This window comes from uncultured Dialister sp. (assembly GCF_900538805.1).
Classification (GTDB): Bacteria; Bacillota; Negativicutes; order Veillonellales; family Dialisteraceae; genus Dialister.
Genome location: NZ_UPZP01000037.1, coordinates 1 through 19,649 on the forward strand (window position 1 = coordinate 1; position 19,649 = coordinate 19,649).

General features: G+C 53.2%; 17 protein-coding genes. 6 read left to right on the top strand and 11 right to left on the bottom strand.

Going from position 1 to position 19,649, the window contains the following annotated elements; genetic code table 11:
• Positions 1–128: 128 nt before the first annotated feature.
• The 10 genes from rplL to QZQ29_RS05025 form a co-directional block, all read right to left on the bottom strand.
• Entirely contained in the window at positions 129–500 is a 372-nt protein-coding gene (rplL, locus tag QZQ29_RS04980; protein ID WP_296960520.1) for a 50S ribosomal protein L7/L12, read from the bottom strand.
• 37 nt (positions 501–537) lie between these two features.
• Positions 538–1,086, bottom strand: a complete 549-nt coding sequence (rplJ, locus tag QZQ29_RS04985) for a 50S ribosomal protein L10 (protein ID WP_296960523.1) — start codon at positions 1,084–1,086, stop codon at positions 538–540.
• Between the two features lie 167 nt (positions 1,087–1,253).
• Complete coding sequence (gene rplA / locus QZQ29_RS04990; RefSeq protein WP_296960526.1) at positions 1,254–1,958, bottom strand: 50S ribosomal protein L1; 705 nt, start codon at positions 1,956–1,958, stop codon at positions 1,254–1,256.
• Between the two features lie 53 nt (positions 1,959–2,011).
• On the bottom strand, positions 2,012–2,437 hold the full coding sequence (gene rplK, locus QZQ29_RS04995; RefSeq protein ID WP_296098579.1) for a 50S ribosomal protein L11: 426 nt from the start codon (positions 2,435–2,437) through the stop codon (positions 2,012–2,014).
• A gap of 105 nt (positions 2,438–2,542) precedes the next feature.
• Positions 2,543–3,166 carry a transcription termination/antitermination protein NusG gene (nusG, locus tag QZQ29_RS05000; RefSeq protein WP_296960528.1) on the bottom strand — a complete coding sequence of 208 codons (624 nt, stop codon included), beginning with the start codon at positions 3,164–3,166 and terminating at the stop codon, positions 2,543–2,545.
• A 13-nt stretch (positions 3,167–3,179) separates the two neighbouring features.
• The gene (gene secE / locus QZQ29_RS05005; protein WP_008860353.1) at positions 3,180–3,419 is read right to left on the bottom strand and encodes a preprotein translocase subunit SecE; all 240 of its coding nucleotides are present in this window, start codon (positions 3,417–3,419) and stop codon (positions 3,180–3,182) included.
• A gap of 29 nt (positions 3,420–3,448) precedes the next feature.
• Complete coding sequence (gene rpmG / locus QZQ29_RS05010) at positions 3,449–3,598, bottom strand: 50S ribosomal protein L33 (protein ID WP_008860352.1); 150 nt, start codon at positions 3,596–3,598, stop codon at positions 3,449–3,451.
• 969 nt (positions 3,599–4,567) lie between these two features.
• Complete coding sequence (locus QZQ29_RS05015) at positions 4,568–7,702, bottom strand: efflux RND transporter permease subunit (RefSeq protein WP_296960533.1); 3,135 nt, start codon at positions 7,700–7,702, stop codon at positions 4,568–4,570.
• Positions 7,699–8,763, bottom strand: a complete 1,065-nt coding sequence (locus tag QZQ29_RS05020) for an efflux RND transporter periplasmic adaptor subunit (protein WP_296960536.1) — start codon at positions 8,761–8,763, stop codon at positions 7,699–7,701. Before QZQ29_RS05020 ends, QZQ29_RS05015 begins: the two co-directional genes overlap by 4 nt.
• A 90-nt stretch (positions 8,764–8,853) precedes the next feature.
• Positions 8,854–9,408 carry a TetR/AcrR family transcriptional regulator gene (locus QZQ29_RS05025; protein WP_296960539.1) on the bottom strand — a complete coding sequence of 185 codons (555 nt, stop codon included), beginning with the start codon at positions 9,406–9,408 and terminating at the stop codon, positions 8,854–8,856.
• Positions 9,409–10,315: 907 nt separating this feature from the next.
• Between QZQ29_RS05025 and QZQ29_RS05030 the strand changes: the two genes are divergently transcribed.
• The 3 genes from QZQ29_RS05030 to QZQ29_RS05040 all read left to right on the top strand — a co-directional run bounded on the left by QZQ29_RS05030 (position 10,316) and on the right by QZQ29_RS05040 (position 13,078).
• Complete coding sequence (locus QZQ29_RS05030; RefSeq protein ID WP_296960542.1) at positions 10,316–11,050, top strand: LytTR family DNA-binding domain-containing protein; 735 nt, start codon at positions 10,316–10,318, stop codon at positions 11,048–11,050.
• Positions 11,051–11,738: 688 nt separating this feature from the next.
• Positions 11,739–12,005 (top strand): hypothetical protein, encoded by a 267-nt coding sequence (locus tag QZQ29_RS05035; RefSeq protein WP_296960545.1) that lies wholly within the window; start codon positions 11,739–11,741, stop codon positions 12,003–12,005.
• Positions 12,006–12,028: 23 nt separating this feature from the next.
• Positions 12,029–13,078, top strand: coding sequence for a GHKL domain-containing protein (locus QZQ29_RS05040; RefSeq protein ID WP_296960547.1), 1,050 nt, complete (start codon positions 12,029–12,031; stop codon positions 13,076–13,078).
• Between the two features lie 404 nt (positions 13,079–13,482).
• On the opposite strand, the gene QZQ29_RS05045 is transcribed toward QZQ29_RS05040, so the two are convergent.
• The gene (locus QZQ29_RS05045; protein ID WP_296960550.1) at positions 13,483–14,124 is read right to left on the bottom strand and encodes a CpXC domain-containing protein; all 642 of its coding nucleotides are present in this window, start codon (positions 14,122–14,124) and stop codon (positions 13,483–13,485) included.
• Positions 14,125–15,001: 877 nt separating this feature from the next.
• Here QZQ29_RS05045 and QZQ29_RS05050 point away from each other — a divergent pair.
• From QZQ29_RS05050 to QZQ29_RS05060, 3 genes are all read left to right on the top strand, one after another.
• A complete protein-coding gene (locus QZQ29_RS05050; protein WP_296960554.1) occupies positions 15,002–16,132 on the top strand; it encodes a PLP-dependent aspartate aminotransferase family protein in 1,131 nt (376 codons plus the stop codon).
• 963 nt (positions 16,133–17,095) lie between these two features.
• Positions 17,096–18,271 (top strand): MalY/PatB family protein, encoded by a 1,176-nt coding sequence (locus tag QZQ29_RS05055; RefSeq protein ID WP_296960556.1) that lies wholly within the window; start codon positions 17,096–17,098, stop codon positions 18,269–18,271.
• Positions 18,272–18,993: 722 nt separating this feature from the next.
• Complete coding sequence (locus QZQ29_RS05060; protein ID WP_296960558.1) at positions 18,994–19,395, top strand: pyridoxamine 5'-phosphate oxidase family protein; 402 nt, start codon at positions 18,994–18,996, stop codon at positions 19,393–19,395.
• Positions 19,396–19,649 lie beyond the last annotated feature (254 nt).

Here is a 19,649-nt window from a genome sequence, read left to right on the forward strand (position 1 = left end):
ATAAACCATTAAAGACTCATCGCTAAAGCTTTTTGGAACCCCCGGTCTAACCGGGGGTTTTCTATAGACAATAAAAATGGAACCCCCGAAAGGGTTCCATTTTATCGTGCTTTTTGAAAGAGCCGCAATTATTTCAGTTCTACAGTTGCGCCAGCGTCTTCCAGTTTCTTCTTCATTTCTTCAGCTTCAGCTTTAGCTACGCCGGTTTTAACTTCTTTCGGAGCGCCATCAACGAGAGCTTTAGCGTCTTTCAGGCCCAGGCCGGTGATTTCACGAACGGCTTTGATAACCTGAATCTTCTTTTCGCCGATTTCCTTCAGGATTACGTCGAATTCGGTCTTTTCTTCAGCTGCTGCAGCTGCGCCAGCTGCCGGAGCTGCTGCTACTGCTACAGGAGCTGCAGCGGATACGCCGAATTTGTCTTCAATTGCTTTTACCAGTTCAGAGAGTTCGAGAACGGACATATTGCTAATGGCTTCAAGGATTTCTTCGTTTGTCATTTTTGTTTCCTCCATGGAATGATTTTACGCGTAAATCTTACGCAGATTCTTTCTGTTTACGCACAGCTTCGAGAGCATATGCGAGGTTCTGGATGTTGCCGTTGAGGGCACGTGCCAGCCCGGAAATGGGAGCCAGCAGGGTGGCTGCGACCATACCGAGGAGCTGTTCTCTGCTTGGCAGATCTGCCAGTGCTTTGACAGCGTCCTTGTCGATGACTTTGCCATCGAGTACGCCTGCTTTGACGGTGATTGCTTCGCTCTTGGTTTCTTTCAGGAATTCTTTCAGAGCTGCTGCCGGTGCTACGGGATCGTCTTTGCAGGTTGCAATGCCGTTCGGGCCCTGGAGCAGATCGTCAAGGCCTTCCAGGCCAAGTTCGTCAGCTGCAATACGAGTCAGTGTGTTTTTAATAACTTTGTATTCAACGCCGTGTGCCAGGAATTTACGACGCAGCAGTGTTGCGTCCTTTACTGTCAGTTTGTTGAATGTCAGGAGAACAACGCCCTGGGAGGAGAGTCTGTCTTTCATTTCTGCAACGACAGCTTCCTTTTCGGGACGGATCTTAACTTCGTACTTTTCTTCGCTCATGAGTACACCTCCTCTGCTATTGATTTTATATTTATCACGTTAGCTAAAACGACCCCGCAGAGCCTGCGAGGTCGTGTACTGGCGTTCCAGTACTCAGCCTCGGGAGGCGGGCTTTGGCCCTTTAAAAAGATTTACCGCCGGTCTTAAGCTAAGTGTAAATAGGCTTATTAAGCTTTCGGTGCTGCTACCGCGGAGATATCCAGGTGGATACCAGGTCCCATGGTAGAGCTGATGGTGAGGCTCTTCATATACACACCTTTTACAGAAGCAGGACGTGCTTTTGCAATGGTGTTGTAGATAGCCAGAAGGTTCTGTTTCAGTTTGTCTTCGTCAAAGGATGCTTTGCCGATGATAACCTGTACATTGCCTGCTTTGTCGGTACGGTACTGAACCTTGCCGCCTTTGATTTCGTTGACAGCCTTGGTAACATCCATGGTTACGGTGCCAACCTTCGGGTTTGGCATGAGGCCTTTCGGTCCGAGGATACGGCCCAGACGGCCAACTACAGCCATCATGTCCGGGGTAGCCACTACGACGTCAAAGTCCATCCAGCCCTGCATAATCTTATCGGCCAGTTCTTTTCCGCCTACGTAGTCAGCGCCTGCTGCCTTTGCTTCGTCTTCCTTGTGGTCCTTTGCGAAAACCAGGACTTTCTTGGTTTTGCCGGTGCCTGCGGGGAGAACGGTAGCGCCGCGGAGCTGCTGATCAGCGTATTTCGGGTTGATATTGAGATTGAAAGCAGCTTCGATGGTTTCATCGAATTTTGCGGATGCTGCTTCTTTGACCAGCTTTACAGCTTCGTCGAGGTCATAGAGCTTATGACTGTCAACGATGGCTGCAGCTGCCTTCTGTTTCTTTGTCAGTTTTGCCATTGTTTCCTCCTATGTGGTCATTGGGGATTTACCCTGCCACGAACGGGTCAGTCTTAGTCTACAACTTCGATGCCCATAGAACGGGCTGTGCCTTCAACGAGACGCATTGCTGCTTCTACGTCGTTAGCGTTCAGGTCAGGCATCTTTGTTTCAGCGATTTCCTTGACCTGGGCTTTGGTGACTTTGCCAGCTTTTTTCTTGTTGGGTTCACCGGAAGCCTTTTCGATGCCTGCAGCCTTCTTCAGAAGAACAGCTGCCGGCGGAGTCTTACAAATGAATGTAAAGCTCCTATCTTCAAAAACGGTAATTTCTACAGGGATAATCAGGCCTGCCTGCTTTGCAGTGCGATCGTTGAAGTCTTTAACGAAGGCCATGATGTTAACGCCTGCCTGGCCGAGGGCCGGGCCTACTGGCGGTGCCGGGGTAGCTTTGCCTGCCGGAACCTGCAGTTTTACGATTTTAGAAATCTTCTTTGCCATAATGTTACACCTCCTATCCGTATTGGGAATGTGGTAATTTCGGGCTGTAACGGGCCCTCCCACAGTGAGACGAGCCTAGTTCAAGACAGTCTCACAAGAGTATATTTAAGGAAGAGGTTCAAAAGAACCGACTTCCAGCTCTATCGTAGTAGTGGTACCGAAGTTGCTGATGTCAGCCTTGATTTTGGTTCTGTCATCGGAAACTTCAAGGACCACGGCGGTCCGATCTTCGAACACGCCCTTTGTTATGCGAATCCGGTCACCCGGTTTTACATCGGTTTCATTCTTTGCTGCTTTGGTGCCGCCATGAATGATTTTTTCAGCTTCTTCATCGGAAAGCGGAATGGGCTTGGTGGTGGTTCCTACGAATCCGGTGACGCCCGGTGTATTTCTAACCACGTACCAGCTCCTGTCATTCACTTCCATCCTGATGAGAAGATAGCCGGGGAATACTTTACGGGAGACAAGTTTTACCTTCCCGTCCTTTTCTTCTTCCTCTTCTTCCAGTGGGAGCAGAATTTCACGGATGGTATCGTCCATCCCCATGGAATGAACTTTCCTTGTCAGCGTATCTTTGACCTTATTTTCATATCCGGAATAGGTATGAATAACATACCAGCGGATATCTTTCTTGGCGCCCTCGGTGGGTTCGCCAATTTCGGTCGGAGCACTGACTTCAGCCTGATTTTCTGCTTTTACATTCTTGTTTTCAACTTCCATATCCGACATAGTCTCTCTCCTTTCAGCCCACAGCGTGTACTAATAATTTGGAGAGGCCACTGAATACGAAGTCTACTGCAACGATCAGGAATGAAACCAAAATCACGGACACAATGACGGCAATGGTATACTGGACCATCTGGCGCTTTTCAGGCCAGATGACCTTTTTCATTTCCATCTTGGTTTCCTTGAAAAACCTGGTCCATGAAGCATTAGCTTCCTGTGCTTTCGCTGCCTGTGTCTTACGCTTCGCCTTGGCCATGCTCACACCCCAGTTTCAATCACTCAAAATTATTTGGTTTCTTTATGCAGAGTGTGTTTGTGGCACCATTTGCAATACTTCATCATTTCGATACGTTCGGTCGTATTCTTTTTATTCTTGTTTGTACGATAATTGCGGCGCTTGCATTCTGTGCATGCAAGAGTAATTCCTTCACGCATTCTTTACACCTCACTCAATCTTTCTCGGCCCGCGGCCAATTAACATGCTTAACCAGTATATCATAAGCATAATGCACAAGTCAACAGAAATTTGCAAACTTTGCATTTAAAAAAGCCGGGCCATCCCAGCAGGACTATTGTAGCATAGTGGAAATTGTTTTGCAAATGAAATTTTATATACATATTATAGGGGCCGCCAGGGGCGGCCCCGGGTTCAGAGGGTTCAGAAGGTTCAAAGGGTTCAGAGGGTTCAAAGGGTTCAGAGGGTTCAAAAGTGGGAGAAAGGTTCTTAAGATTGACCGGCCTTCGGCCGGAGGGTTCTGAAGTTTGACAGCGGCTTCGCCGCTGAGGGTTGTGGTATCGCCTACGGCGATGAGTTTATAGGCTGCCTGTCGGCAGCTAAAACCATAAAACCGGGCTTAGGCTCGGTCGGGCGATTCATAGGATAGTCCTTTTATGTGCAGGCTAAGGACCAACTTCGCCCGACTTGGAGACCCTCTGCAGGGTCTCCACATCGGAAATGCACCCCTTTTGGTGCTGCGCACCACTTCCACCTAAAGGTGAAACGACTCACTACATTTTGTGCGTCGCTGTGCTCCTACAAAATGTGTTCGCTGTGCACCCCGGAGGGGGAAGTCTGCTCTATGCTTACCCTCCCGCCGAACGCGTCATTCTGAGCCGTAGGCGAAGAATCTCGGTACATGGCGATAGTGAGACATTGGTCGATAAATACAAGTCGGTGGGGAGGTTCAGAGGGTTCAGAGGGTTCAGAGGGTGGTGATGTCGCCCTGGGGGCGATGAGTTTAGGCTGCCTTGGCGGCCTGCTCTGCTTTGAGTATCTTTTCGATTCTTACCCTCCCGCACCCCCGCGCCACTTCGTGGCCCTCTCCCCCTCAAGAGGGCGCAAGGGGGGCGGGGCTCCCTGCAGCCCCATAAAAAAATCCACCCCTTTTCAGGATGGATTTTTATTTATTTCTTTTCTCTTTTCTTCGCTTCTTTTTTGGCTTCTTTCTTTTCCCGCTTTTCTTCTCCCCGTTCTCCAAACTGTTCCACGATTTCCTCCGGTTCTTTGACATTGAACCAGAAGGAGTAGAGGGCCGGTACGAAGAGGAGGCCCAGAGGGGTGGCCACGGAGAGGCCTCCGATGAAGGCCACGGACATGGGGCTCCAGAAGGGGTTGGGGATCAGGGGAATCATGCCCAGCACTTCGGCGAAGGAGGTGAGCATGATGGGACGGAAGCGGAGAACCGCCGATTCCACCACCGCATGGTAGGGGGTCATGCCATCTTCCAGGTGCTGGCGAATCTGGTCCAGGAGAATAATGCTGTTTCGCACCACCATGCCGCCGATGGCCAGCATGCCGATGATGGCTACGAAGCCCATGGCCTTCTGGGTGACCACCAGGGTGAGGATGCAGCCAATCATGCCCAGGGGGGCGGAGATGGCGGCAATGACCATGAGGCGAAGGTCTTTGAGCTCAAACATGAGGATCATGAGGATGATGAAAATCATGATGGGCACGGTAGCCATAATCTGGCCCATGGACTTGTCGCTTCGCTCCAGGGTGCCGTCCTTTTCCAATGTATAGCCGTCGGGCAGGTTATTCCTGAATTCCTTCAGCGTCTTATCGTAGAGGGCGTTGGCCACGGAGTCGGAGGTCACGTTTCCGGTGATGTCGCTCCGGATGGTTATGCAGGGTTCGATATTCCTGCGCCAGATGGTGCTTGTTTCGTTCTGATAGGAAATATCGGCGAATTCACCAAGCGGCACGTAGCGTCCGTTTCCTGCGTACACAGGGAGGGAGGAAAGGCTTGCCAGACGGGCGGCGTTATCCCCTTCCAGACGGAAGGAAATGGGCACCAGCTGGTCGCCCTGGTAGGATTCAGCCACCTTGTAACCCGAAAGTTTCACGTACAGGTCCTGGGAAACGGCGTAGTTGTCGATGCCCAGTTCCCGCACCTTGTCCTGGTTGATTTTCAAATGAACCGTCGGGGTCTGCTGCGGCCAGTCCAGGGATGCATTGGTGACGTTGGGATGCTGTTTCACCAGAGCCAACGCTTCTTCTGCAAGAGCCGCCGTCTTACCGGCATCGGGGCCGCGAAGACGGAGCATGACCGGATATTCTGCCGGAGGTCCGGTCTGGATGAGTCGGGTGTGGACCTGGACTTCCGGATATTTTTCTGCCACAAAATCCTGTACTTCCTTCCGCAGGCTGTCCCGGGCGGTGGTGTCTTTGGCCACAATAATCATCTGGCCATGGTCATCTTCCGCTGCCTTGGGGTCGAAGAGAAGGATGAAACGGGGCGCCGTGTCGCCAATGTAAGTGGAGAAGGAGGACACCCGGTCGTCGCCGTAAAGGCTGTCCGCCACAGCACTCATGACCTTCTTCGTATCCTTGATGGAAGCGCCGGAGGGAAGGTTCACGTCCAGTATGATTTCAGGGCGGACAGAAGAGGGAAAGAACTCCTGGTTCACCAGGGGCAGAGTCAGGAGGGAGAACACAAAGAGTCCTGCCACGCCGATAATGGCGGTCTTCCTGTAATGGATGAAAAGTTTCACCGCCTTGCGGAAGGCTCCATAGGCTTTGTCCTGAATCTTTACCTTAATGGGATTTGGCTTCCCCAGCTTGATGAACTGGTAGCCCAGAACCGGGCTCACGAAGATGGAAGCTATCCAAGAAAGAAGGAGGGTAGAACCGATAACCCAGAAAAGGGAATTGGTATATTCCGTCACCTGGCCCTCCGCCAGCCCTACCGGGATGAAGCCGGCAGCAGTAATCAGGGTACCCGCCAGCATGGGGGCAGCGCAGGCCTTGTAGGCACCTTCCGCCGATTCCATACGGCTGAAGCCATGCTCCAGCTTCACCTGCATCATTTCAATGACGATGATGGCATCATCCACCAGAAGCCCCAGGGACACGATGAGGGAGCCCAGGGATACGATATGAAGGTCGATGCCCCTCCATTTCATGAAAAGGAAGGAGGCACACACCACCACCGGCACACACATGGCCAGCACCATGCCGCTCCGAAGGCCCAGGGACAGGAAGCTCACCGCCATGACGATGATGAGGGCTTCCATGAGGGCTTCCGTAAATTCGGCGATGGAGTTATTCACTACCTTCGGCTGGTCAGCCACCAGACTGACCTCCATGCCCGCCGGAAGTTCTTCCCTCATCCGGTCCACAGCGGCCTCCAGGTTTTTGCCCAAGGTGAGGTTGTTTCCGCCGTCAGCCATGGCAATGGCGATGCCGATGGCCGGCTTGCCGTTGAAGTACATGAGGGAGGTTTCGGGATCCGTATAGGTCTGGGTCACTTTAGCCACATCGCCCAGATGGAAACTGCGCTCTCCCACATGAAGAGGGATATTTTCCAGGGCCTTCGTGGTGCCCAGAAGGCCTTCCACCCGGATAGCCACATTTCTGGAGTCCGTGTGAATGGTGCCTGCAGGCATCATGGCGGACTGCTGCTGCAGCAGCTTGTAAATATCGGAAGGACTTAAGCCGAAGGAGGCCAGCTTGTTCTGGTCCATTTCCACATAAATCATCTGCTCCTGCACGCCCAAAAGCTTCACCTGCTGCACATCCGGCACCAGTACCAGACGACGGCGGATATCCTCGGCATACTTACGCTTTTCCTCATAGCTGTAATCATCGCCGGTCAAAGCATAAATGGAGCCGTACACATCATCGAAGCGGTCGTTGATGACAGGGCCCACCACGCCGGCAGGCATGTCGCCCCACACATCGGTGATGGCATTTCTCACATCGTGCCAGCGCTGCTGCACCATGGACTTGGGCACCTCATCCTTCAGGTCCACATAGATGACAGTCTTCCCGTCGTGGGTGAAGGACTTGATGTAGTCCAGTCCCTTGGTGTCCTGGAGCTTCCTCTCCAGGGGGTAGGTGACCTGCTCCGTAATCTGCTCCGCCGTGGCGCCGGGCCAGGCGGCAGCAATCACCATTTCACGGATGGTGAAGTTCGGGTCCTCGCTCCGTCCCAGCCGGAAATAGGAAAAAATGCCACCGATGATGATGGAGATGATGAAGAAATAGACAATCTGCCTGTGGCGGATAGCCCATTCCGCCAGATTGATATTCTTCATGTTCTCACCTCTTCACCTTCCGAGAGCTTGGAAGCGCCGGCGGACACGATGCGGTCTCCTTTGGAAATACCTCCGGTGATTTCTACAGTATCATCGCCGTAGCGGCCTACCGTCACCGGTACCATATGCACTTTGTTGTCCTTCACCACCCACACAGAGGGCTTTTCATTCTGGGTGGCCATGGCGGAAAGGGGCACCATGAAACCCTGGCCCTCCGTATTTCCGCCAAACTTCACTTCCGCCGTCATCCCCACAACCACCGAATCCGGCGGGTCAATGAGAGTAACCTTGGCATCGTAGGTGCCGGTCTGGGAATTGGGGGCGGCGGCGATATCCCGCACCTTTCCCTCCACCGTCACGCCGGGGAGGGCCCAGAAAGTCACGGTGGCAGGAGTTCCCACGGCGTAGGAGCGGTACTGCTTCTCCGTTAAGGAAATATGGACGTCCAGACGGGAATCATCAATAATGGTCACCACCGGCGTACCGGCAGCTACCACCTGCCCCACCTCATAGAGGGTGGAACCGATGACACCGTCCCGGTCCGCCGTCAAAAGGGTAAATCCCAGGTTGTTCTGTGCCCGGGACAGGGCGGCTTCCGAAGAATCCAGCTCCGCCTGCGCCAGCTGGGCCTGGTTGTTCACCTGGTCCATGTTCAAATCGGAAATGGCATTGGCTGCATGAAGCTTCTCATAGCGGGCCTGGGTTGAATAGGCCAGCTCCGCCTTGGCGCGGGATGCGATGACCGCACTCTGGGCGGAAGCCACCTGCTCCTCCGCATCCTTGGAATCCACCTTCATCAGTGCCTCCCCGGCGCTCACCCGCTGGCCCTGGTCCACATAACGGGCCATAATGCGTCCGCCGGTCTGGAAGGCCAGCGGCGATTCAAAATAACCATGCACCGTACCGGAAAAGGTAGTCTTTTCCCCTTTGGCAGCCTCCCCGGCCACCACCGTCTTCACCAGCGGCGCCTGTGTGGCAGGAGCCTTCTGCTTTCCGCAGCCTGCCACGAAAAAGGTCATACCCGCTGCTGCCAGGCACACCCATTTCTTCCAATTTTTCATTTTCATTCCCCCTGAACTGCAGAAAGTCCCTGTCGGGCGCCTTTCCGCCATGCAATCTCTCTGAATGAAGGAAACAGACCAATGCCTGTCTCAGTTTCTTTTTTCCAAACCCTTCAGCATGATGTCCTCCAAAAGTTCGAGCACATCCCTGCCGGTCATATTCATTTTCCGAAGGAAATCGGGATCCGTGAGACCCCGGGCCGCATAAAACACACACTGCCGCACCACCGGAAGATTCACCTTCCGGTACTCCCCCTTATCCACGCCCTCCTTCAGAAGGGCCATCATATCATCAAACCGGGCCTCCCGGTACCGGTCCCATTCCTTCCATATGTCCTCATACCGTGCCTCCAGATCCTCATTCACCGTATCCGGAAGATACCAGAACGTATGGAAAAAGAGACCACAGTACGACATGAGCCGGCTGTTCACAGGCCCCTCCCCGTGAAGCAGCTCCGCCGATTTCCGGTCAAACTTCTCCATGGCCCAGTACATTACCAGCCGTATCAAATCTTCCTTGGAATCCACAACCTTATAAATGGAACTTTTACTGGCGTGGAGCTTCCGGGCCAGGTCATCCATGGTAAACTTCAAAGACCGCGTCCGCATCTCCTCCAGCGTCGCCTGTACCAGTCTCTCCTTCATCTGCGCCTCCTAGTACTGGTTTAGTTTTTTTAGTACTGTAGCTATTATAGGGGATGATGGTAATGAATGTCAATCATATATAGTGAGCTAGTGAACTAGGAAGCTAGTGAACTGGTGAACTGGTGAGCTAGTGAACTAGAAAGCTAGGGACTGGGGATTGGCGAATGGAGAATGGAGAATGGAGAATGAATCTGGAGCGTACTTCCCGCCGGACGCGTCATTCTGAACGAAGTGAAGAATCTCGGTACATGACGATAATGAGGCATATGTTGATAAATACCAGTCGGCGGGAAAGGGTTGTAAAAAGGTCCTTAAATTTGACGGGCCCTCTGGGCCCGAGGGTTGTGGATTGCCATTGGACACGCCCTTTGGGCGTGAGGGTTCAGAAGGTTCAAAGGGTTCAGCGGGTTCAAAGGGTGGTGGTATCGCCCTGCGGGCGATGAGTTTTATAGCCGCTCCGCGGCTGCCGCCAACAGGCGGCACATATAACTCCCTCTGAACCAGCCCGCCCTGTGGGCGGAACCCATGGTTCGGGGCGAAGCGCACGAACCATAGAACCCGGGCGCCGTAAGGCGCCTGAACCCTCCTGCTTTCGGGAATACAGTTTTTCCCCCCATCGCCCCTTTGAGTGAAGCGAACACAACCCTTTTATACAACCTGCCGCGAAGCGGCGCCCCCTTTTTGCATTCGGGAATACTGTATGTCTGATGTCTTCCCGCCAACTGGTATTTACTGCCATTTATCTCAAACACCCCGCTTACCGAGATTCTTCGCCTGGGGTCAGAATGACGCGCCCAGCGGGAAGCGGATAGCGGACAGCCGACAGCCAACAGCCGAACTCCCCCATTTCTCTTCATTTTTAGTATAATAAGAATAAAGCAATCATCCTAAGGAAGGAAGGGATAGTATGATACGAATTGCTCTGGTTGACGACAATCCTACGGATATAGACATTGGAAAGCAGTATGTACAGACGTATTTCAAAAGCCGCTGCGATGCGGCCAATATGGAAATCACCGTTTCCTCCTACATGGACGGTCCTTCCTTTCTGGCGAATTTCCGTCCCGGCGATTTTGACCTGATTCTTCTGGATATTTACATGCCCGCCATGGAGGGCATGGACGTGGCCAAAGAGGTCCGGCGGCTGGATGAGGGGGTCAAAATCATATTCCTCACCACCAGCCGGGAGCACGCCCTGGAGGGATACAAGGTCTTTGCGTCGGGCTATATCTTAAAGCCCGTGGCCAGCCACAAGAAGGAACTTTTCCAGGCCCTGGACCATGCCCTGCCTAAGGGTTCTTTGAAACCGGCGGTACTTCCCGCCCGGATTCCAGGCTGCGAGACCCTCTGCGTCCCCTTCAGCCGCATCCTTTACATGGATTGCAGTGAAGGCAGGAACGCTTCTATTCATATGGTGGAAAAAGACATCAACACCACCAATACCTTCCAGGAGCTGGCCAATAACCTTTTAAACGACACCCGATTCTTTGAGTGCTACCATCGCCTCATCGTCAACATGGATTACATAGAGTCCATGGAGGAGGACTCCTTCCTCCTGAAAGGCAGCTCCTCCGTCCCCATCAGCCGGAGAAAGAAAAAAGAAGTGAAGCAGCATTATATGCAGTATATGCTGTCGAAGTAATGGGCGGCTGACACCGCCCGGGTTCAGAGGGTTCGGCCCGCCGGAGGCGGGCTGGTTCAAAGGGTTCAGAGGGTAGTGGTATCGCCGCTTCGCGGCGATGAGCATAAAAACCGCCTATCGGCAGCGAAATAATCTCACTCCCCAATGGCACCAGTGCTGCTCCGCCCCACTGTCATTTCGACCGAAACGGAGTGGAGTGAAGTGAAGTGAAGTGAAGTGGAGTGGAGAAATCTCACTTCGGAGTGACACACGAGCATTGCGGCAGGAGATCTCGGGGCTCAGAGTTTCAATAGAGCCCAATGTTTTTCTTCCCTATACCGACATGCACCCCCGCTCGAGATGACACATGGACGGGAATCTTACTGTCATAGGGAAATAATAGAAAATGGAACTCCAATGGAATCGTTTCCATTTTTTCACAGTCCCATACTTACCTCTCCCTGAACCGGCCCGCTCTGCAGTTTTATTCTGCCACCCGGAGGGAGCACTATGGACGCTGGGCATAGGTGTCAACCGTTTTTTCCATCGCGCCGCAAGCCCGATTTGCCTGCTTCCCTATCGCCCGCAGGGCGCCTGAGCCCTTTGCACAACAATTTTCGCGTCAGGGGCGCGTCAAACGTAAGAACAATCCGACTACAGGCTGGTCAATCTTAAGAGCCTTTATTTCTTATTTCCAAAGGAGATTCCAATGAGAGACGCTATTCCATTAGCCCTTTGCGTGGTGCTGGCCCATCTGGCCGGCCGGTATCTGTGGTTTGAGTCGTTCCGCCATTTCCTGCCTGAACGCAGCCGGAGCAGGATGTTTCTTTCCTTTTTTATTCTTGGCGGTCTGAATGTGGTCTTTTATCTTTGGATTTTTTCCAATCCTGCCTACCTGATCATGGCTTATAAGAGCGCCCTTGTCATAGGCTGGATTCCCTATGTGCTTCTTTCTACTGGCTTCCCCGCCTCATAGCCCAGCAGATTTTCGTATTCGGTATGCAGGGGCTCTGGATTCCTCTTCTTCACACCATCAGTATACTTACGGTACTCCATTTCTTTGGCAGCGGTGAAACGCCGGAGAATCTGTACCTGGAGCTTTCATTCTACCTCATTTATTTTATGGTGTCCCTGCCTCTTTCGGCCCATATGTTCCGCCATATGTGCCCTTCCCGCCAGCTCATCAATGACAAGGCCTATGGATATTACATCGCCTTTCTCCCTTTGCTCATTGCCTTTATCCAGATGCCAATCAGTCTGGAGCAGGACCTCTGGACCCTGGACAAGCTGCTGTCCCGGCTTATCGCCTTTTTTCCCTTCATAGCCCTATACCGCTATGTGTCCCTGCAGGCAGAGGATTTGGAAAATGAAGTGCTCATGAAGAGCGCCAATGAAATTCAGCAGAGGGCCATCCGTTTCTTCCAGAACAATATGCTTCTCATTCAGGCCAGCATGAAACAGTTCTCCATCCTCCGCCACGATATGCGTCACCAGATGAATATGCTTTACGGCCTTATCAGCAGTGGAAACCAAGAAGAAGCGCTTCAGCTGCTTCGCTCCTACGACGAGCATCTGGAAAAAACCGCCATCCACCCCTTCTGCCTGAATCCTTTTGTAAACGCGGTGCTCTCCGTTTACATCGTAAAGGCCAAAGACGCCGGCATTCCTGTCACCTGCCGGGTGAACTTCCCTGAAGAGGTTCCGGAGGTGCAGGAAAGACTCTCCTTTGCCCTGGCCAACCTTCTGGAAAACGCCATCCGCGTATCGGAGAAACAGGACAAGGACAAACGATTCCTCCGCATCAACTTGCAGACCAAAGGACGGCAGGTCATACTCTGCATAGAAAACTACTGTGCCTCCCCGATTCACTTCGATAAAGAAGGCTTCCCCACCACCGATGAACCGGGCCACGGCACCGGCATGACCTCCATCCGCCATTTCATTTCCTACTATAAGGGATATAAAAGTTTCAGCCAGGAAAATGAAATGGTGCGCTTTGAAATCTATTTCACCCTGCCGGAAGAAGGAAAGGGTTCAAAGGGTTCATAAGGTTCAGAGGGTGGTGGTATCGCCCTGCGGGCGATGAGTTTATATGCCGCTTCGCGACTGCCGCCAAAGGCGGCATATCGGCATATAAAATTGGCGCCAACAGGCGCCGTACCTCGCCAGCGGTACGGTCAGCCGACTAAAAGGAAGGCCCTTTTATGGGCAGGCCAAGGGCCAACTTCGGCTGACTTGGAGGTCCTATGCAGGGCCTCCACAATACTTTATAACTCCCTCTGAACCGGCCCGCTCTGTGGGCCGAACCCATGGTTCGACGCGAAGCGCACGAACCATAGAACCCGGGCGCTGTAAGGCGCCTGAACCTTCTTGCTTTCGGAAATACAGGGAAGCGCCGCCTATGGCTCCACACAAAAAGAGCAGGAAACACCTGCTCTTTTTCAATTTCTCTATTATCCCAGACGGGCGGTGATGTCCTTTGCCCAGGCCCGGTTGATGATGAAGTCATCTCCGGAGATGGCTTCGATGCGGGAGAGGGCGGCCTCTTTGATGGCATTGTAGAGGGCCATGTCAAATTCCATGGATGCCACCATGTGCCCTTCCTTCCGGAAAAGGAAACCGTGCTCGCCGTCCTCGTTAGTGGCGAAGTAGATTTCATCAATGTGCTTATCCTTGTACCGCTCCTCCACATTGTCCCAGATGGAGGCCTTAATGATTTCCACAATCCGGTCATCCAGTCCGGCGTCTAGGATAAGGAGCTTTTCCTTGAAATCGTTATAGGAAAGGACGATGCGCTTCCGATAGCCATCGAAGGCATTGCCCTTCTGCTTCAGTATCTTTTCCATGTCATCGTAGGAAGAGCCGTCGGCGTCTACGAATATGAGCACCCGGTCCTCCTGCTGGTGATAAAGGAAATTGTAATTCAAAATAGCCGTGGCACCGCAGTCGGGACAGCGGAACCGGAAGGCCTCATCGTTTCTCACTTTCTCCTTCATTTCCGGATATTCCTGGGTATTGATACTGTCCCAAACCTGGAAGGAATGTTTCTTCCCGCACTGGGGGCAGGTGATTTCCTGCATTGCACTCTGTGACATGGCAGCCTCCTGTAATTGTCTGATTTGATTTTTATTATAGCACATTGGAGAAAAGGGGGCGCCGCTTCGCGGCGATGAGTTTATAGGCTACCTGTCGGCAGCATACATAACTCCCTCTGAACCGGCCCGCTCTGTGGGCCGAACCCATCGGTCAGTGCGCCAGCACATGACCGATAGAACCTGGGCGCCGTAAGGCGCCTGAACCTTCTTGCTTTCGGAAATACTGTATGTCTGATGTCTTCCCGCCGACTGGCAGATACTGGCATTTTCTCACTAGGGAAGCGCTGATTAAATCGTTATCGGATTTCATTCTTGTATTTTTATTCAATACAAGGAATAAGTCGACGCGAATAGCGAGCTATTTAAGGAGACTTATGACGAAGGATTGAATAAAAATACTTATGAAATTCGATTCTGCGAATTAATCAGTGCTTCCCTAACGTCCTGTACCGAGATCCTTCGCTGGCACTCAGAATGACGGTGTCCGGCGGGAATCGGGCAGCTGACAGCGGTAAGCCGGCAGCCGACATTGGCCAGCCCTCTCCTTGACATCCTTCTTTACCCGTGGTATCATATTTGCAATTTCAAAGAAGGCAATGACAAGAAGAGTAGGGCTTCTCAAATGGCAAAGAGAGCTGCGTGTGGTGAAAGCAGTGCAGAAGGGGCGCCTGAAGATGGACTTGGAGCCTCCGGGCCGAATCGTGAAGCCCGCCGGGACTGCCCGTTACAGCAGCAGGGTATTTATGGCATTGTCCGGCGTACCTGTCAAGTCCTCTTCCGGTGACGGAGGGGAAAAGAAGAGTGGTAACACGGTGATACATCGTCTCTCGATTGCGAGGGACGATTTTTTATTTCCAAAAATAGGGAGGTTTTTCATATGAATATCAAAACAATCTGCATTCACGGCAGCGACTGGCAGGATCCCACCGGCTGCATTTCCGTACCGGTTTTCCAGAGCGCCACTTTCGGCCATCCGGAACTGGGAGAGTCTACCGGCTACGATTACACCCGAGTTCAAAACCCCACCAGGGAATGCGCAGAAAAGGTAGTGGCCGCTCTTGAACACGGCTGTGACTGTACCAGCTATTCCTCCGGCATGGCTGCCATTTCCATGGTGATGGAACTTTTCAAGCCGGGGGATACCATCATTTCTTCCGATGACCTCTACGGCGGCTCCATCCGTCTTTTCCGCTTCATCAACGAAAAGAACGGCATTCAGTTCAAATTCGTAAATACCTCCCACGAAGACAAAGTGGAAGAAGCCTTCGATGAAACGGTGAAAGCCGTATATATCGAAACTCCCACCAACCCCATGATGCAGATCACCGATATCCGGAAAATGGCAGACATCGCCCACGCCCACGGCGCTCTCCTCATTGCAGACAATACCTTCATGAGCCCCTATTTCTGCAACCCCATCGACTTCGGCGCTGACATCGTCCTCCACAGCGGCACCAAGTACCTGGCCGGCCACAACGACACCCTGGCAGGCTTTGTGGTGGTGAAGGACAAGGAAATCGCGGAAAAAGTGCGTTTCCTCTATAAAACCGTAGGCGGCTGCCTGGCTCCCTGGGACAGCTGGCTTGTGACCCGCGGCATCAAGACCCTGGCCCTCCGCATGGAAGCGGCCCAGAAAAATGCGGAAACCCTGGCACAGTGGCTGGAAAACCATCCGAAAATCACCAAAGTCTTCTACCCCGGCCTTGCGGATTTTCCCGGAAGGGACATCCACTTCAAACAGTCCCGCGGCGCCGGCGCCATGCTCTCCTTCTACACCGACAGCCACGAAACGGCCCTTAAGGTGCTGAAGGATGTAAAACTCATCCGCTTCGCCGAAAGTCTTGGCGGCGTAGAAAGCCTCATCACCTACCCCGCCACCCAGACCCACAGCGACCTCACCGAAGAAGAACGGCAGTCCCGCGGCATCACCGCCTGTCTCCTCCGCCTCTCCGTAGGTATCGAAGACGTGAATGATTTGATTGCCGATCTGGAGCAGGCATTGGGATAAGGGCCGCAAGGCGGCCCTGGTTCAGAGGGTTCAAAGGGTTCAGAAGGTTCAAAGGGTGGTGGTATCGCCTACGGCGATGAGTTTATAGGCTGCCTGTTGGCAGCAGGAAAACACCCGTTGGAAATGTACTCCTTTGATGCCAGCGTGCCACCTTTCTCCACGGGGAAGCATGTCACTGGATTTTCAGGTCGCTTCGCTTCCCTACAAAACAAATCCAGTTCCTACGCCTCCGCAAAAGCGGAGGCATAATAAAGCTCCGAAAAGCAATTATCTCACAAGTATCACAAAGCATAGCGCCGCTAGAACTTCCCCCTCCGGGGTGCACAGCGAACACATTTTGTAGGAGCAAAGCGACGCACAAAATGTAGTGAGTCGTTTCACCTTTAGGTGGAAGTCCCGCGCAGCGGGAATAGGGGTGCATTTCCATCGCCCGCCAGGGCGGTTGTACGGTTTTCCCTGCCGCCGTTAGGCGGCATATAAAATTGGCGCCCACAGGGCGCCGTACCTCGCCAATCGGTCGGGCGATAAAAGGGAAGGCCTCTTATTGGGCAGGCTAGAGGCCAACTTCGCCCGACTTGCCTATTTCATGCGGAATACGCACACAGCGATTCTTTATAACTACCCTGGGCGAAGCCCTCAAACAGTCCGGGAGGCGTCAGCCGATTCCGGACAGAACCCTGGCAGCCCAGGGCCGTCAGGCCCGGCGGCTGCCTCAACCCTCAGCCCTGAAGGGCTGTCAACCTTCGGGAATACAAGAACGCATCGCCTATGACTCCACGCCAGCGCAGCGATACTTTATAACTCCCTTTGAACCAGCCCGCTCTGTGGGCGGAACCTGTGGTGCCCAGGGGCGAAGCCCCGATGGCACCATGAACCCGGGCGCCGAAGGCGCCTGAACCCTCTTGCATTTGAAAACACAGCCCCACCACCGCCATTGATAAAATACATACAAAGGAGTCCATCATGAAACTTTCCGACTTAGATACCATCATCGACCGCCGCGGAAGCGGCTGCCTGAAATACGATTTTGCCGCTCAACGTGGAAAACCGGCGGACGTGCTGCCCTTCTGGGTGGCGGACATGGACTTCAAAGTGGCCCAGCCCATCCTTGACACCCTGGAAAAGCGGGTGCAGCACGGCATTTTCGGCTACTCCGAATCGGGGAAGGCCTATTTCAAAGCCTTGGCAAACTGGCAGGAAACCTATTTTCACTGGACCATCCAGCCGGAATGGCTCATCAAGACCCCCGGCGTAGTTCCCGCCATCAACATTGCCGTGAAAGCCCTCACCCGGCCCGGCGACGGCATCCTCATCAACCAGCCGGTGTACTACCCCTTCCTCAATGCGGTCATCAAAAACGGCCGCAGACTGGTGAACAGTCCCCTGGTGCTGAAGGACGGCCATTATGAAATCGATTTCAAAGACCTGGAAGAAAAAATCGTGAAGGGAAATGTGAAGCTTGCCCTCCTCTGCACGCCCCACAACCCGGTGGGCCGCGTATGGACCAGAGAAGAGCTCACAAAATATGCGGACATCTGCCTGGCCCACGGCGTGAAAATCGTGGCCGATGAAATCCACGAAGACTTCACCTACCCCGGCCACGTTCACACCGCCTTTGGCACCGTCAGCGAAGAAGCGGCCCAAAGCGCCATCATCTGCACCGCCCCCTCCAAGACCTTCAACATCGCCGGCCTCCAGAACTCCAACATCCTCATTCCGAACCCCGACATCCGCCGCGCCTTCCAGGAAGAACTGGACGCCTTCGGCTACGACCAGCTGAACGTCATGGGCCTTGCCGCCTGCCGCGCCGCCTACGAAGGAGGCCGGGAATGGCTGGACACGGTAAAGGAATATATCAGAGGAAATCTGGATTTCACAAGGAAATACCTGTCCGAAAACCTTCCGAAAATGAAACTCATCGAACCGGAAGGCACCTACCTCATCTGGATCGACGCCTCCGCCTATCGTCTTTCCAACGAAGCACTGGAGCACAAAGTCCTCTATGACTGCCACCTGTGGCTGGACATGGGCTTCGTCTTCGGCAAAGAAGGCGAAGGCTTCCTCCGCTTCAACCTGGCCTGCCCGAGGAAAACGCTGGAACAGGGCCTGAAACAGCTGAAAGAGGGATTTGAGAAGTAAAACAGCAGGGCCGCCATGAGACACGCCTTCGGCGTGAGGGTTCAAAAGGTTCAAAGGGTGGTTAAAGGGTTCTAAAGATTGACCGGCCCTTTGGGCCGGAGGGTTCTTAAGTTTGACGGTCCAATGGCCCGAGGGTTGTGGTATCGCCATTTGACACGCCCTGATGGGCGTGAAGGTTCAGAGGGTTCAAAAGGTTCAAAGGGTTCAGAGGGTGGTGGTATCGCCTTCGGCGATGAGTATAAAAGCAGCGTTACGGGATTTACCTTTGTGTCTCCAGTACTGCATGGCGAAGTGATAAAGCCCCCTTCCTTAGGAAGGGGGTGGCGCCGTAGGCGACGGAGGATAGGGGCGTGGATTAGATATTAGAAGTCAAAGGTCAGAGTGCATTACGCACTACCCCTCCCGCCCTCCATTGTCATTCTGAACGAAGTGAAGAATCTCGGTACGCGGGACGTCTGAGACCAATGAACGTAAATACCAGTCGGCGGGAGTTCGGACCTATCCTCAGGGCTCCGCCCAGCTCCTTTCTGGGAAAGGAGCCAACGTTACGTACTTGCCATCCCACAGGGCGCATCACTCCGAACGAAGTGAAGAATGGCAGGAGCCTAGCGGTAAGCGGACAGCCGACAGCTGATAGCGGCAGGCAGCCGGCTCCCATCCCCTTACCACAGGGAGTATAATAGAGACAGCCAAAAGACAGTTTCAAAGGAGGTTTTTCTATCATGAATGAACAGGTAAAGAAAATTCTGGAAAACAATCTTTGGGAAGCAGCCACCGTATGCAGCAAGGGATTCCCCAATGTGGTGCCCGTAGGATTCAAGGCCGTGCTGGATGACGGGAAACTAGCCATCGGCGATGTATTCCTGAAACAGACCCTGGAAAACATCGAAGCTAACCACCGCATTGCTATTTCCGCCTTCGACCCGAAAACCACGGAAGGCTACCAGATTAAAGGAAAAGCAGACTACGTCACCGACGGGCCGGTGGTAGAGAAATTCAAAGCCATGGCAGAAGCACTCTTCCACGGCGCCTGCACCACCAAGGGAGCTGTCATCATTACCCCGGAAAAAATCGTAGTCACCACCCCGGGACCGGATAATAAGAAAATCCTGCCGCTGGAATAAAAGAGACAAAGCATGAAAAAGCCGCACAGTGATGTGCGGCTTTTTGCGTGATGAAATTGTGGCACCTTGCCCAGCGTCCATAGTGCCCCGCTTTAGCGGCAGCTTTTATACTGGCGCCGCAGGCGCCCACCACAACCCTCACGGCCGAAGGCCGTGTCAAACCTTTGAACCCTTTGCGTCGAGTAGACGGAATCAGATTACTCTGTCCGCCCCTCACAGAACCGTACTTGCAGTTTTCCCGCATACGGCTCTTA

Bases quoted from the DNA above. Each gene is read 5' to 3' on its own strand.
- rplL (WP_296960520.1), bottom strand. From the start codon at position 500: ATGACAAACGAAGAAATCCTTGAAGCCATTAGCAATATGTCCGTTCTC.
- rplJ (WP_296960523.1), bottom strand. From the start codon at position 1,086: ATGAGCGAAGAAAAGTACGAAGTTAAGATCCGTCCCGAAAAGGAAGCT.
- rplA (WP_296960526.1), bottom strand. From the start codon at position 1,958: ATGGCAAAACTGACAAAGAAACAGAAGGCAGCTGCAGCCATCGTTGAC.
- rplK (WP_296098579.1), bottom strand. From the start codon at position 2,437: ATGGCAAAGAAGATTTCTAAAATCGTAAAACTGCAGGTTCCGGCAGGC.
- nusG (WP_296960528.1), bottom strand. From the start codon at position 3,166: ATGTCGGATATGGAAGTTGAAAACAAGAATGTAAAAGCAGAAAATCAG.
- secE (WP_008860353.1), bottom strand. From the start codon at position 3,419: ATGGCCAAGGCGAAGCGTAAGACACAGGCAGCGAAAGCACAGGAAGCT.
- rpmG (WP_008860352.1), bottom strand. From the start codon at position 3,598: ATGCGTGAAGGAATTACTCTTGCATGCACAGAATGCAAGCGCCGCAAT.
- QZQ29_RS05015 (WP_296960533.1), bottom strand. From the start codon at position 7,702: ATGAAGAATATCAATCTGGCGGAATGGGCTATCCGCCACAGGCAGATT.
- QZQ29_RS05020 (WP_296960536.1), bottom strand. From the start codon at position 8,763: ATGAAAAATTGGAAGAAATGGGTGTGCCTGGCAGCAGCGGGTATGACC.
- QZQ29_RS05025 (WP_296960539.1), bottom strand. From the start codon at position 9,408: ATGAAGGAGAGACTGGTACAGGCGACGCTGGAGGAGATGCGGACGCGG.
- QZQ29_RS05030 (WP_296960542.1), top strand. From the start codon at position 10,316: ATGATACGAATTGCTCTGGTTGACGACAATCCTACGGATATAGACATT.
- QZQ29_RS05035 (WP_296960545.1), top strand. From the start codon at position 11,739: ATGAGAGACGCTATTCCATTAGCCCTTTGCGTGGTGCTGGCCCATCTG.
- QZQ29_RS05040 (WP_296960547.1), top strand. From the start codon at position 12,029: ATGCAGGGGCTCTGGATTCCTCTTCTTCACACCATCAGTATACTTACG.
- QZQ29_RS05045 (WP_296960550.1), bottom strand. From the start codon at position 14,124: ATGTCACAGAGTGCAATGCAGGAAATCACCTGCCCCCAGTGCGGGAAG.
- QZQ29_RS05050 (WP_296960554.1), top strand. From the start codon at position 15,002: ATGAATATCAAAACAATCTGCATTCACGGCAGCGACTGGCAGGATCCC.
- QZQ29_RS05055 (WP_296960556.1), top strand. From the start codon at position 17,096: ATGAAACTTTCCGACTTAGATACCATCATCGACCGCCGCGGAAGCGGC.
- QZQ29_RS05060 (WP_296960558.1), top strand. From the start codon at position 18,994: ATGAATGAACAGGTAAAGAAAATTCTGGAAAACAATCTTTGGGAAGCA.